This is a genomic window from Pseudoalteromonas sp. BZK2, assembly GCF_014349195.1.
Taxonomy (GTDB): Bacteria; Pseudomonadota; Gammaproteobacteria; order Enterobacterales; family Alteromonadaceae; genus Pseudoalteromonas; species Pseudoalteromonas simplex.
On sequence record NZ_JACSOG010000002.1, the window covers coordinates 132741 to 145228 of the forward strand.

General features: G+C 37.2%; 17 protein-coding genes. 13 read left to right on the plus strand and 4 right to left on the minus strand.

What is annotated here, in order from left to right; translation table 11 throughout:
* Positions 1-5 precede the first annotated feature (5 nt).
* The 10 genes from BIZ38_RS01770 to BIZ38_RS01815 all read left to right on the plus strand — a co-directional run bounded on the left by BIZ38_RS01770 (position 6) and on the right by BIZ38_RS01815 (position 7381).
* On the plus strand, positions 6-353 hold the full coding sequence (locus BIZ38_RS01770) for an immunity protein YezG family protein (RefSeq protein ID WP_187489401.1): 348 nt from the start codon (positions 6-8) through the stop codon (positions 351-353).
* Positions 343-1029 (plus strand): GAD-like domain-containing protein, encoded by a 687-nt coding sequence (locus BIZ38_RS01775; RefSeq protein WP_187489402.1) that lies wholly within the window; start codon positions 343-345, stop codon positions 1027-1029. Before BIZ38_RS01770 ends, BIZ38_RS01775 begins: the two co-directional genes overlap by 11 nt.
* 128 nt (positions 1030-1157) lie before the next feature.
* Positions 1158-2048, plus strand: coding sequence for an N-acetylmuramidase domain-containing protein (locus BIZ38_RS01780; RefSeq protein ID WP_187489403.1), 891 nt, complete (start codon positions 1158-1160; stop codon positions 2046-2048).
* A complete protein-coding gene (locus tag BIZ38_RS01785) occupies positions 2035-2475 on the plus strand; it encodes a hypothetical protein (RefSeq protein ID WP_187489404.1) in 441 nt (146 codons plus the stop codon). Before BIZ38_RS01780 ends, BIZ38_RS01785 begins: the two co-directional genes overlap by 14 nt.
* Before the next feature lie 189 nt (positions 2476-2664).
* Positions 2665-3156, plus strand: coding sequence for a DUF6795 domain-containing protein (locus BIZ38_RS01790; RefSeq protein WP_187489405.1), 492 nt, complete (start codon positions 2665-2667; stop codon positions 3154-3156).
* Positions 3157-3177: 21 nt separating this feature from the next.
* A complete protein-coding gene (locus BIZ38_RS01795; RefSeq protein ID WP_187489406.1) occupies positions 3178-4326 on the plus strand; it encodes a lipase family protein in 1149 nt (382 codons plus the stop codon).
* Between the two features lie 132 nt (positions 4327-4458).
* Complete coding sequence (locus tag BIZ38_RS01800) at positions 4459-4725, plus strand: hypothetical protein (RefSeq protein WP_138618914.1); 267 nt, start codon at positions 4459-4461, stop codon at positions 4723-4725.
* A 44-nt stretch (positions 4726-4769) separates the two neighbouring features.
* Positions 4770-5528, plus strand: a complete 759-nt coding sequence (locus BIZ38_RS01805; RefSeq protein WP_187489407.1) for a hypothetical protein — start codon at positions 4770-4772, stop codon at positions 5526-5528.
* A gap of 140 nt (positions 5529-5668) precedes the next feature.
* On the plus strand, positions 5669-6184 hold the full coding sequence (locus BIZ38_RS01810) for a DUF6795 domain-containing protein (protein WP_105181748.1): 516 nt from the start codon (positions 5669-5671) through the stop codon (positions 6182-6184).
* 30 nt (positions 6185-6214) lie between these two features.
* Positions 6215-7381 (plus strand): lipase family protein, encoded by a 1167-nt coding sequence (locus BIZ38_RS01815; RefSeq protein WP_138618920.1) that lies wholly within the window; start codon positions 6215-6217, stop codon positions 7379-7381.
* 39 nt (positions 7382-7420) lie between these two features.
* On the opposite strand, the gene BIZ38_RS01820 is transcribed toward BIZ38_RS01815, so the two are convergent.
* The gene (locus BIZ38_RS01820) at positions 7421-8020 is read right to left on the minus strand and encodes a hypothetical protein (RefSeq protein WP_222937989.1); all 600 of its coding nucleotides are present in this window, start codon (positions 8018-8020) and stop codon (positions 7421-7423) included.
* A 58-nt stretch (positions 8021-8078) separates the two neighbouring features.
* Positions 8079-8534 carry a redox-sensitive transcriptional activator SoxR gene (gene soxR / locus BIZ38_RS01825; protein ID WP_063701340.1) on the minus strand — a complete coding sequence of 152 codons (456 nt, stop codon included), beginning with the start codon at positions 8532-8534 and terminating at the stop codon, positions 8079-8081.
* Positions 8535-8610: 76 nt separating this feature from the next.
* On the opposite strand from soxR, the gene BIZ38_RS01830 reads away from it, so the two are divergent.
* From BIZ38_RS01830 to BIZ38_RS01840, 3 genes are read left to right on the plus strand one after another with little or no spacing between them, the layout of a single operon-like run.
* On the plus strand, positions 8611-9075 hold the full coding sequence (locus tag BIZ38_RS01830) for a flavodoxin family protein (protein WP_187489408.1): 465 nt from the start codon (positions 8611-8613) through the stop codon (positions 9073-9075).
* A gap of 47 nt (positions 9076-9122) precedes the next feature.
* The gene (locus BIZ38_RS01835; protein WP_187489409.1) at positions 9123-9647 is read left to right on the plus strand and encodes a DsrE family protein; all 525 of its coding nucleotides are present in this window, start codon (positions 9123-9125) and stop codon (positions 9645-9647) included.
* Positions 9647-10246 carry an SGNH/GDSL hydrolase family protein gene (locus BIZ38_RS01840; RefSeq protein WP_138599233.1) on the plus strand — a complete coding sequence of 200 codons (600 nt, stop codon included), beginning with the start codon at positions 9647-9649 and terminating at the stop codon, positions 10244-10246. Before BIZ38_RS01835 ends, BIZ38_RS01840 begins: the two co-directional genes overlap by 1 nt.
* Here BIZ38_RS01840 and BIZ38_RS01845 read toward each other — a convergent pair.
* Both BIZ38_RS01845 and BIZ38_RS01850 read right to left on the minus strand, forming a co-directional pair.
* Entirely contained in the window at positions 10243-10911 is a 669-nt protein-coding gene (locus BIZ38_RS01845) for a LytR/AlgR family response regulator transcription factor (RefSeq protein WP_187489410.1), read from the minus strand. The two genes, BIZ38_RS01840 and BIZ38_RS01845, sit on opposite strands and share 4 nt — an antisense overlap.
* Positions 10904-12415 (minus strand): sensor histidine kinase, encoded by a 1512-nt coding sequence (locus tag BIZ38_RS01850; RefSeq protein WP_262387540.1) that lies wholly within the window; start codon positions 12413-12415, stop codon positions 10904-10906. The genes BIZ38_RS01845 and BIZ38_RS01850 overlap by 8 nt, the downstream gene beginning before the upstream one ends.
* Positions 12416-12488 lie beyond the last annotated feature (73 nt).

The following is a 12488-nucleotide window of genomic DNA, read 5'->3' on the forward strand; positions in this document are numbered from 1 at the left end:
ATTAAATGAACGTTGATGATATATATAACAGTGTCGCACAAAATATGTTAGTAAATATAGGCAGGCAAGAATGGTCAAAAGCTGTAATTGAAGTAGAGTATTATGGAGACGATGCACTTAAGATGAAAGGCGGCTTTCATCAAAAAAATACAGATTTTACTTCATTTAAGTTTAGAAATTTTGATAGAAAAATTGTAAATGATTTTCAGCAGCTCCATGAAATTACAACTGAAAATGATTCGAACATGTGGAATCGTGCTGTATTTCATCTGAAACCAACTGGTGAATTCAATATTGATTTTTCATGGGATCAAGAATTGGCAGATGAAATAGAACGGTTAAATGACGAATAAGTTTTTTGATAACTTTTACAATTATGCGGGATTTGGTCCCGCGATAAAAGCGACAATGCCAACACAAGAGACGCTTGAATTTTTTAAAGGCAAACTTCCAGACCGTTTGCTTGAATACTGGCAAAAGTATGGATTTTGTGGATGGGGTGATGGCATTTTTTGGTTAGTAAACCCACAAGATTACCATGATATTTTACAAACATGGCTTGAGGGCACCGAATTCGCTGAACGCGAAAACAATGGAGTTGATAAATATTATGTAATTGGTCGCGGTGCTTTTGGAAATTTACTTATTTGGGGGAAAACATCAGGTCAGAGTATAGATGTTAATTCAAACTTTGGAATGATTTTTCCAACAGATTACTCTGAAAAATTAAAGGAGCGAGGAGAGGAACGTTCAATTGACTTATTTTTTGCAGTTCGAAGAAAAGAGTCATTTGATCAAAAAGACATTAACGAAAAACCTTTGTTTGAGCATGCACTAAAAAACCTAGGCCCATTAGAAGCCGATGAAATGTATGCGTTCGTTCCTGCGTTGGCTCTTGGTGGTGTAAATAAGCTTGAAAATTTGCAGAAAGTAAAAGCGATTGAGCATTTGAATTTTCTAGCTGAATTGGGCGAAAAACGCATAATGGCTGATATTGTCGCTATGTCTAATGAACTACATAAGAAGTAACGCTGTAGCGGTTAATCATTTCAACTAAGCAATATTAAATTGGGTATCCATCGGGTACTAAATAAGCCATTTTGTTGAACGTTAATATGAAATGGCTTTGAAAATAAATACATGAAAAGGACTTTCATATGTCAGCAATAAGAATAACTCAGTCAGTTGGTCTGTGTGGTGTTAATAATCCAGCTGATGTAAAAGCAATTCAAACAGCATTAAATAAATTACTTAAATTGCTCCCTTCTATAAACGCATTGGTCGTGGACGGGCGTTTAGGTTCCCGCCCAGAAAACTCTAAAACAGTTGCTGCAATTAAACAGTTTCAAAGCAAAGTTGTAGGTATGGTGCGGCCAGATGGGAAAATAGACCCAAATGGCCGAACTCACAAAAAGATTAACGAGAAACTAATAATTAAAAGCCATCAATTACGTTTTAAATTACCATTGGCATCATCGAATGTTCAAGAGTTAACTGAATCTGACTTTTTGAGTGTTGCTAAGGCATTGAATTGTAAAGTTGCTGCGATTAAAGCTGTAGCTGAGGTTGAATCTTCTGGTGATGCCTTTTTACCTAACGGAAAACCAAAGATTTTATATGAAGCGCATATTTTCTCGCGATTCACAAACCATCAGTATGATTCGAGTCACCCGTCTGTTTCTAGTAGGAGTTGGAATCGAAGCTTATATGTTGGAGGTGCTCTAGAATATAAAAGGCTCGAAAAGGCTATGGAGTTGGATGCAACAGAAGCTTTAAAATCAACTTCATGGGGGCGTTTTCAGATTATGGGTTTTAATTTTAGAGCTGCAGGATTTGCGAGTGTAGAGGCTTTTGTTAAAACAATGTTTACTTCGCAAAGGAAGCAGTTGGATGCATTTGTGAACTTTGTTAAAAGTAAAGGTTTAGAAGAGTATCTCAGAACATTGAATTGGGCTGCATTTGCCCAAGGTTACAATGGCTCACAGTACGCCCAAAATAATTATGATATTAAATTAAAAAAGGCCTTTGACAAATATGATAAAAAATAAGCTTTTTTCTGTTTTGCTCACTTTGCCGCTATTGTGTATTAATGCGTGCCAAGCGAATCCAAGTGACTTTGTTGTTATTTTTAAGTGCCATTCAGATACGCCAACCAAGATCAGTGTGGTAGTTAAGGAGCATAAAGGCCTTTTTGAACTAGAGCAATTTAGTCATTTGCAATTTAAGCACTCAATGCCTGAAAAAGTAATTGCTATCGGTAAATTTAGCTATCACCGCCCGTTGGTTACAGAACATAGTATGGAGTTTAAAGTCGGTGAAAATAAATTAACACTGAGTGATTATCACAGTGAAGAACTAGGTATGAATATAAAAGAAAAATCGGTCACGTTAGTCCAAGGCGGTAAGAAAGAGTATTGGCTTTGTGATGATTTGAGTTCTAGTCAGTTACCTTCTGTAGATGATTTTAAGAAATAAGGTATTTCCGTTATGGGTTATGGAGATACATTAGGCGAGAACTCTGAAAGTAACTTGCTCTAGAAAATGATAGGTGGTCGATATTTCCACTTTAGAAGTCATTGAAAAAGCAGTATCTAGAAATAGAAATTAGATTCGAAATTACGGCTATACAATTTTTAGTCGTGAATTAAAGGGAGGTTTAAGCATATGTTTGGCTTAATAAAAAAATACGATGTTCATATGTGCTCTGAGGTCAAGGGTTGTATTTTGAATAATGGAGAGCCGGTAAATGGAGCAAGGATACGTCGTGAGTTAACTTATGCTCACTCAGTTGTTGAAATTGATGAAACCGTAACAGATGCTAATGGCTATTTCTCAATGCCTGAAATTTTAATAACGTCAAAAAAGCCTGGTGATATGTTTGTTCACGATGTTGTATTACAACGCATTACAATTTTAAGTAATGAAGAAACGTATGTTTTATGGAACACAAAACAACTAGGTATTGAACCATTCAAAGAGATAGAAGAAAAATTACTTACTCTGAATGGTGATTTAAGTTCACAAGAAGTGCGATTCACTTTTCCCAATAAGAAAAACCCGAGTTTGGAATTCGATGGGTTAAGTATTTGCAGGTGGGAAAATGATTTTGAAGTTTTTGAACTTGAGGATGATGGAACACAATTTTTTAGTAGTTAACTTTTCTAATTAAGGATGAATATGAAAACGTTGAGCCCAACATTGGCAGTTAACCTTGCCGAATTTGCTTATGAAAGTCTTACAGGTAAGTTAGATGTACCTATAGTTCTGGCAAAGCAGTTTCTTTTTAACAGTAAGTCATCACTAAAAGGGGTTACAGGAACCTGTTTGGAGCATGTTTTAAATCATAGTAGTGGCTTTGGGTATATTGGTGAAGGAAGAAACGGTGGTATTTATGAAAAAGAAATTGTCATCACTTTCCGTGGTACTGCAGGCATTGCTGACACACTAACAGATTTACATTGTGGAATGACGGTGGGGCCAAACTATAAAGCCGTACATGCAGGTTTTAATCGTACTTTTGAATCTATTAAACCACAATTATCAAAAATACTCAGTAAATTAGGTAGCAGACCAGTTCATTGTGTCGGTCATAGTTTAGGCGGAGCAATTGCAACATTGGCTGCTAATTGGATTAAGGCGCAATTTAAGGTGCCGGTAAAGTTATACACATTCGGTGCTCCAAGAGTCGGCTGCAACCCATTTGCAATTCAAACTGAAACAAATTTAAATGGTATTTACCGTGCAGTACACAGGAGTGATCCTGTCCCTATGGTACCTGTTTGGCCATTTGTACATGCTGGGAGCGAGTATAGGCTTAGTACTTGTGTTTCTTTAACGGGGGCTGCTCACAAAATGGCAGGGAATGCAACAGGTTATATTAATACCGCATCTCGTTACCCAGACTATAAAAGTATGGAAAGAGGCTCATTATCTAATTTGACGATGACACGTTTAAAGTATGTTAATCGCCATCATGCATCATTTAATGCTCACTGGGCAGATAAAATCACGAGCGCACTATTAACGCTCTTACGAGAGAGTGGCAAAATAACAAGCATATTAGCGCAAGGTGTCGTTGCTTGTACTTTGACTATATATGATGCTTTAGCGCGTAGCTTGGTTGAAATATCAAAAATGTCCTCGAAATATGCAGAAGATTGTAAAGGGGTGCTAGGCCATATACTTAACTTTGTTGGTAAGTCTGGCGTTACTTTGGTTGATATTACCTATTCCAAAGTGAAGAAAATACTTTATTGGATGCTAGAGAAACTCAATCAGTTAGTAATAGCAGCAGTAAAAGTATCGCCTTATATTGGAATTAGTTAAACAAGGTCATACTGTATGAAGCCCATATACGCTAATTTTAAACTCATGGGCTTTATTCACCTATTTTAAATCAAGAAGTTTAATCTCACAGCAAGGAGCTATAAACGCTATTAAATGCGCTATAGGAACAGTATGGAACAACAACATCAACAAACACTCACCCAACTAGTCAACGATGTTTATAACAAACCGGACTTAATCGAAGAACATCAGGTTCTTATTCAACCCTTATTAAAAGACTTGCTAGCTAGTGCGCCAGCGGGCTTTGAGGGGATGGCAACGATGATCCACAGCCATTTTGTCAATGGACTTAAATCTACCAATCCAAATATTCAAAAGTTTGAACTTGAGTCAGGGCTTTTAAAGCTTAAGCCTTATTTTCAACGAATTAATCAGTAATTTACAAAATCTTAGTTTAGGTAAACAAAGTACAAGGATGGTTTATGTCATTAATGAATGCGTGCATTTTAATGCTGCTATTGCAGCCATTGTTTGTTTACTTTGCGTTATTTGCAAAAGAAGTTGATCTTAATGAAGACTCGCAAGATTCGACTGTCATGCTATTTAACTTTGGTCTTTTGGGTATCACGCCTAGTGTTGCTTATTTTTACATGGAGCAGTTTTGGTTCGCAGTTGGTATGTTAACTGGCATCACACTATTAGGTTTAACACTTGCTAAAACTTTAGAATCAAAGGGCAAAAGGCCATTGGATATCATCTTAACTTTGCGTTTTTTGACGTCGTGGCTGCTTATTTTTGGCGTTATATATTGGTTAATTTCATTATTTACAGGCTCACCAGAAGTTCAGCCAACAATTGCTGATGCTGATCAGCAAGTTGAGCCATTTTATCAGCTATTTTGGCCTTCATTTTACTATTTAGGTTTAATGGTTTTTACATTTTTACTTAAAGTACTCGAGTTTCGCTTTCAATTAAAGCCAGCATTATCTGGTACTTTTTTGATACTTGCGGCAGCGTTAATCGGTATATCACCACTCGTTGATGGCAGTTTTATTCTTGGCTTGTTTATAAATATCGTCATATTTTTTATTTTTTGCTCTATGTATATGGAAATTAATAAAATAAATGACCCCTCTGGCGGAGCGATTGCTTTTTTATATGCATATATATTATCAATGGGAGTTGGGGTGGCTATTATCGTAAAAATTATACATGTAATATTTTTTACTTCTGAAGTTTGATTTTTGACCTTGCAAGGGAGGTTGTTTTTTAGTTATTATTTGTACCTGTTTTGTTGTTTTTATTCTGCGTAAATTAATAATGTATAAATCAGCATAATAAGGTTTTTGTTGCCATAAATTGCATTGCAAGGAGGCTTGGTGTGTTCTCATCAAGGGTTAGGCAGTTAGCTATATTAATTGCTACATTATTTGTTTTATTCACTACGACACAGGTATTTGCGAATATGTTTGGTTTTTTTAATAAAAGTGATTTTATTTTGTCTGCCCCTGTTAAAGGGCAGCTATTTGATGATGGGAAGCCTGTTGCAAATACCAAAGTGATGCGTTCGCTTACTTACGGTGATGAATATATCGACGAAACAGTAACTGATGAACAGGGCTATTTTACGTTTTCAGAAAAAACAATTAAAACCAGTAAACCAGCTAACATGTTCGATAATGACTCATTGGTACAGCACATTTATTTAGAAAATGGCACGCCAGAGGGAATAGTATTGTGGTATACACTTGTGTCACTGCATGAAAATAGTCAAACCCTCAAACGATTACTTGCTGATTTAGAATGCGATATTTCTAAAGAGCCAGAAACATACGATATTCCTATCGAAGAAGATACAAGCCATACTTTTGCGATTTATACATCATGTAAACTTTAACCTAAAACATCTCATACAAAGGGAACTTATATGAATACCTTGACGCCTACTCAAGCGGTGCAACTCGCTGAGCTTGCTTATAAAGCAAAAAGTATTAAAACAACTAATTTACTTAATCACTCATTGCACGCTTCTTTGCGAAATAGCTTTAATTTCTCAATTAACCCAAGTGCTGTACAAGGTGTGTCGGGTGGTTTTTTCTCTCATTTATTTGGTTTAAGTACAGGTTTTGGTTTAGTTGCACACGGAAAAAATGAGTTTCAAGGTGATTCTGTTATCACCATTCGTGGCACAGCCTCTTTAAGAGATGGTTTAACAGATGCAAACTTCGGTTTAAGTGGTGGTTCAAACGGTAGTATGGTTCATGCGGGGTTTAATAAAACGTTTTACACCATGAAGCCGGGCCTGCAAGAGTTTGTAACAGCAAATATACGTGACAAAGTAACAGGATGCGTACATTTAGTTGGCCATAGCTTGGGTGGTGCACTTGCAACGTTAGCGGCAGATTGGATCAAAGCTGAATATTCGTTACCTGTAAAACTGTATACATTTGGCTCTCCTCGTGTTGGTCTAGATAACTTCTCAAGAGCCGCAACAGGCAGAATCGATAAGATTTATCGTTGTACTCATGGTGCCGATCCTGTCACTAAAGTGCCGTTATGGCCATTTTCTCATGCTCCTTATCAGGGCCAAGAAATTCGTTTAGACAGCGGTCAAGGTTTAAAAGGTGCTGCCCACAAACTCAGTGGGACACCTGGCTACATCAATACCGCAAATAGTAATGATTGGGGCAACCTGACAATCCGTGCGAATCATTATCTAAATACACCTGTGCGTTTAAATTTTGAAGATCGTAATCAAGCATCATTTAATTCACATTGGGCAGATAAATTAGGTGCGGCGCTTGTTACCTTATTAAAAGACGCTGGTTATTACAGTGCTGTTGCAGCACAAGCAGCGATTGGAACAGGCCTGACATTTTACGACATGCTTGCTCGAACTTTAGATAAAATTGCGAAAGCATCAGCCTCATTTGCTGCACAAACACTGGGTCTTATTGGTCATATGTTGGTGTTTGCTGGCAAAGTTGTTAGCAAAGCCGTAGAACTAACATACAGTGTTATTAAGTGGGCTTTTGACTCGACTCTTGGTGCTCTTTATCGCGCCGCAAAAGACGGCCTAAATGGCTTAGATTAATAACATATTGGGCATGCTGGTTAGCATGCCCATTTCTTATTATTTTTCGTTTTCTTTTAATGAGCTTATTAGTATTCCATTCTTACTCAGCTCACTTTGTAGCTTTAATGCACTGCTTTTTAAGTTTGGTAACGTCTTGTTATTTATGATATCAACTGCTTCACTTAACTGCTCTGAAGCATGTTTAGCCGACATTTTTCTACTGATTGCTGCATCAATAATAAATTGACTTTTGCTGTAAAAACGACGAATTTCAGTTAAGAACTCACTGGGCGTTTCTAAGGTTGTGGGTGAATACTGCATGGTCTGCCAAATATACTTTTCGATGGTTGGCTTGTTATATTCAAGTTCAGACTTAGGTGGGCTTTTTGCAAGTAAATTAGCAAATTTTTTGAGATGTTCAGCATTATCTTTAACTTCATCATATAGAGAAGTTCTAAGATAATAATTATCTTCCATTTTACTGAATGAGTCGAATTTTAAAGCTTGCTCTAAACCACTTTGGGCTGCAAGATAAACCCCGAAAATAGTTGAAAAAACGAGGAATAATTGGTTTAGCCAAAAACCAGTACTTTTTAGTTCTTTATTATCAACGGTTTTAAATGCTGTAGTGATCTTTGGAGTATTTCCTTTATCCATTATTAAATTCCTTTTATTATTTTGACTTAGTATCTCACAGCTGTTTTATTTATAAACTTTATTCTCTTTCTAACAGCACAGCGCCGCTGTGCTCTTCACCTAAATAATCATCTTTGTTGTAGATAGGGCATTTGGCCATTGATAAACAGCCGCAGCCAATGCAACCATTAACGCGCTCGCGTAATCGTTGCATGTATTGAATTCGTTCATCTAATTGTGTTTGCCAGACTTTTGAAAGAGCTGCCCAATCTTGTTTAGTGGGTGTGCGTTGCTCGGGTAGGGTGCCTAAAGTTTGTTTAATGTCTTCAAGAGTTATGCCCATGGTTTGCGCAGCTTTTATTACGGCAATTCGGCGCAAAACATCGGGTTTATAGCGGCGCTGGTTACCGTTATTACGCCAGCTGCGAATAAGCCCTTTCGACTCATAAAAATGCAAGGTCGAAACTTTTACGCCACTGCGTTTTGCTACAAAGCCAACCGCTAGGTTTGCATCAATAAGTTTCTTATCTGACATAATTTGCTCCAAGGTGTTGACCTAAAGTTAGCTTGAGGTTTTACGCTGCGCACATCATAAAAAAGGAGTGATAGTCATGCAACAAAAACCAATAACAAATACGGTAATTATTTATTCAAGTGCACGAAAAAAGGGTAGCACGAGCTTGCAAGTTATTGATTATAAAGCACAATATGGTGGTGATCTGGTATGTCTAGATGATTATGTTATCTCGCCTTATTGCTACGATAAGCAATATAAAAATGATGACTTTTATGCGGTATTTGAAGCGCTGTTGAATTATCAACACTGGGTATTGGCATCGCCAGTGTATTGGTATAACACCACACCGCAGTTTAAAGCGTTTTTAGACCGGATCACTGATTACATGGATGATGAAACTCTCAGGCCAAAACTGAGAACACTGCGTGAAAAGCAGTTTTCATTGCTCTCAAATGCAGGATCTGCTCAGGCACCTAACGCGTTTATCGAGATGTTTAAAAACACCTTTAATTACTTAGGCATGACCTTTAAAGCGCACCAACATATTGATGCTAGTTAAACGGGTTTAAACAAGGTAGGCTAGAGTAAAAAACAACAGGAACTTTTATGAAATCAACACTGTTAGGTTTATCTTTAGCCTTATTATCTTCGTTTAGTTATGCAGAGCAAGCTGAGCCTGCTATCAAAGGTTTTGGTTTTTATTATGATGTGCCAAACCATGCACCAATCTTTGATCAAACGGTTTTCAAAGTGGCATTTGATGTAGCTGATGCGGCAGAAAAAGGGGCGCAGAATAATAAAATGAACTCATTAGCACGGTTCATTAATATGCATATAGCCCATGGTGTGAAGCCTGAGAACATTCAACTCGCTTTAGTTGTGCATGGTGGCGCGAGTGTTGATGTACTGGAAAACAGTTTTTATAAACAGCGCTTTGACAGCGATAATAAAAATCAGCAATTGATCTCACAATTGTTGGCACATAATACCGTTGTGTATGTGTGTGGGCAGTCTGCAACGCACATGAAGGTAAAACAGCAGCAGCTTATTCCTGGTGTGCAAATGGCATTATCAGCAATGACGGCGCATGCACAGTTGCAGCAGCAAGGTTACACATTGAATCCATTCTAATGAATATCTTATGTTTTGGTGATTCAAATACCTATGGTATTTCGCCCGTCGATGGTAAGCGCTTTGCTGCCGATGAGCGCTGGCCTAGTTTACTGGGTATTAAATTAGGTGCCGGCTATCAAGTTATTGAAGCCGGCCAGCCTAATCGTACACTGGTGAACGACCCGCCTTTCAGTGGCGATAAACTGGGCATTAAATACTTAGAACCCTACTTAGCGGCTTATCATTTAGATGTGATTGTTATTCAGCTCGGCACGAATGATTTAAAGCGCCGTTTTGCGCTGTCGGTTGTTGATATTGCCAACGCACTAGAAGCACTTATTTTAGATATAAAAAACTATTATCGGCACCGTGAATTACCCAAAATAATAATTTTGAGCCCGCCAGCGGTGTATGAGGTTGGCGCGTATAAATCTATTTATGCAGGAGCAGAGCTAAAAGCAAAACGGTTAGTGGAAGAGTTTAAAAATGTTGCTGACAGCAACAACTGCTGTTTCGTTAACTGCTTTGAATTAATAACACCATGTTCTTCAGAAGGCGTTCATTGGCCAAGCTCACAGCATAAGACACTTGTAGATCACTTGAGAAGTTGTCTCTAAAGTAAAACTTTGCTGTGTTCTTTAAATGATTTACCAATTTTTATCTTATCACCAGTATCTAGCTCTACATGTTCGTTCGTAACGGCTATGACTCTGCTGTTATTCACCATGTATGATTTATGGATTTGAGTGAATGAGCCTAATAGCTGCTCTAAGATCTGTTTTAGGGTTGTTGTTGCGAGGATCGTTTGGTCTTCTTGGTGTACTTTTACATAATTTCCATACGCTTCAATGTATTCAATTGTATCTAAGCTAAACTTGCGTTTTTCGCGATCTACTTTTAGGGTGATTGTTTTACTTTTCGGCGTTTGGGAAATACGTTCACGGACTTTATTTATTGCTTGCTGTAAACGTTGTGCAGATACAGGTTTGAGTAAATAATCAGTAACATTTAGCTCGTAACCTGCGAGTGCATATTCTTCATAAGCACTCACAATGATAATTTGAGGCGGGTTAGCGAGTGATTGAATGAGTTCTAACCCTGACAACTCTGGCATGTTTATATCTAAAAAAACGACTTCAATAGTTGATTTTGCTAATTGGTACAAAGCATCTTTTGCGCTGAAATGCTGAGAAACTACTTTGATATCTGAATACGACTCTAAATGATGAAGAATTACTTGATGAGCAAGTGGTTCATCATCAACAATAATTGCTTTAATCATTTGATAGTTCCAAAGAGAGGGTGGTTTGCCAAAGTCCATTGTTATTATGCACTAATAAAGTATGTTTTTCTGGATATAGAAGCTCTAAACGGCGCTTTAAATTGTTTAGCCCCATGCCTGAATTATCATTATTGTTTTTGCGAGGAATGCTATTTTCGCAATATAACGTTAAAACGTTGCCATTTAAGGTTAGTTTTATCGTTACTTCAGCGTTTTCTTGTGCGTGTTCAACACCGTACTTTATGGTGTTTTCGATTAAAATAATAAGAAGCAGTGGCGCTATAGAAAGAGGGTGACTAGTTTCAGGCCATGCTAGGTTAAATCTACAGTTATTTGCATGCCTTATCTTGTGAAGCTCAAGAAAGTTTTTAATGTAATTTAGCTCTTTTTCGAGTAGAACGAATGGTTTTTGCCCTTCATAGACGGTGTATCTCAGTAAGTCAGCCAGCTGTAATACCAATTCAGGTGTCTTTTCTGATTTTGTTAATGCAAGTGCATATAAGTTATTTAAAGTATTAAATAAAAAGTGCGGATTAATTTGCTGCTGTAATAGCTTTAGTTCTGTTTTTATTTGCTGTTTGGCAATTTCTTCTAATTTATGGTGGTGCTGCTGGCGTTCAAACGCCAAGATAATGGGTGTAGAGATACTTAAAAATAAAAACATAAACTGATAATTGTACTTATTGATAATGTCTAGGTTGCCTCCCGGAGTTAGATTGGCAACATTTGAGGGTAAGTCATTAACAGGCAATGTAAGCACAATAGCGGCAAGTAATGGTGTTAAAACAACCATGCTAATTAAGCATGCAGATACAAAAATGAGCACTCCATGCTTGGCTAAGAATTGACGTATTAAAATGTAACGATTAAATAAAAAAGTGCCGTGTACAATAATTGCGTAGACCAAAAGCTGAGAAAAATACCAAATAAATTGATTATAGTTTGTAAGTAGCTTTTGAGTATCAAATATCAATGCAAAGGGTTGATTTAGCAAAGGTTCGTTATGGCTGTTGAGTATGCCAGCCATGACAAAGGCCCAGCCAAAACATATAACAAAAACAACTTTATTTAATGTAAACAAAGAGCTCATCCAACTGGTTAATTTGGATTTTTGGTTCTTCTTAAAGCGTTGGGATGAAAGCCAAAGTAAACTTGCTAGACTGCACAGTAACCAACATTGCTCTTGTAAGTAGTGCCATTTATCATAAAGTGGCAAGCTGTTGCTTAACAGATAAATGAGTATTGGGTAACCAATAAACCCAGATAACCACCATATTGAAGCCTGCTTTGAAGAATGCTGTGATGCCATCCAGTGAGCGATTAAGAAAGGGATACACTCAAATATTAGCTGTAAATTTACTGTTAGATAAGTACTGGGTGAATCAATTCTCAGCGAAAGATAGCGAATATGACTTTCAAGTAGTATCGCAGCGATTAATGGTAGTAGAGCAACCATGTTTTTTGTGTTTTTAGGTGATGATAGATAGCTAATAGCTGCCAGCAAAATCTACTCCGTTCAGTTTTTATTTTTGCAACGTACACTGTTGTTTTTTCGAACATTTATATATTACCCTAAT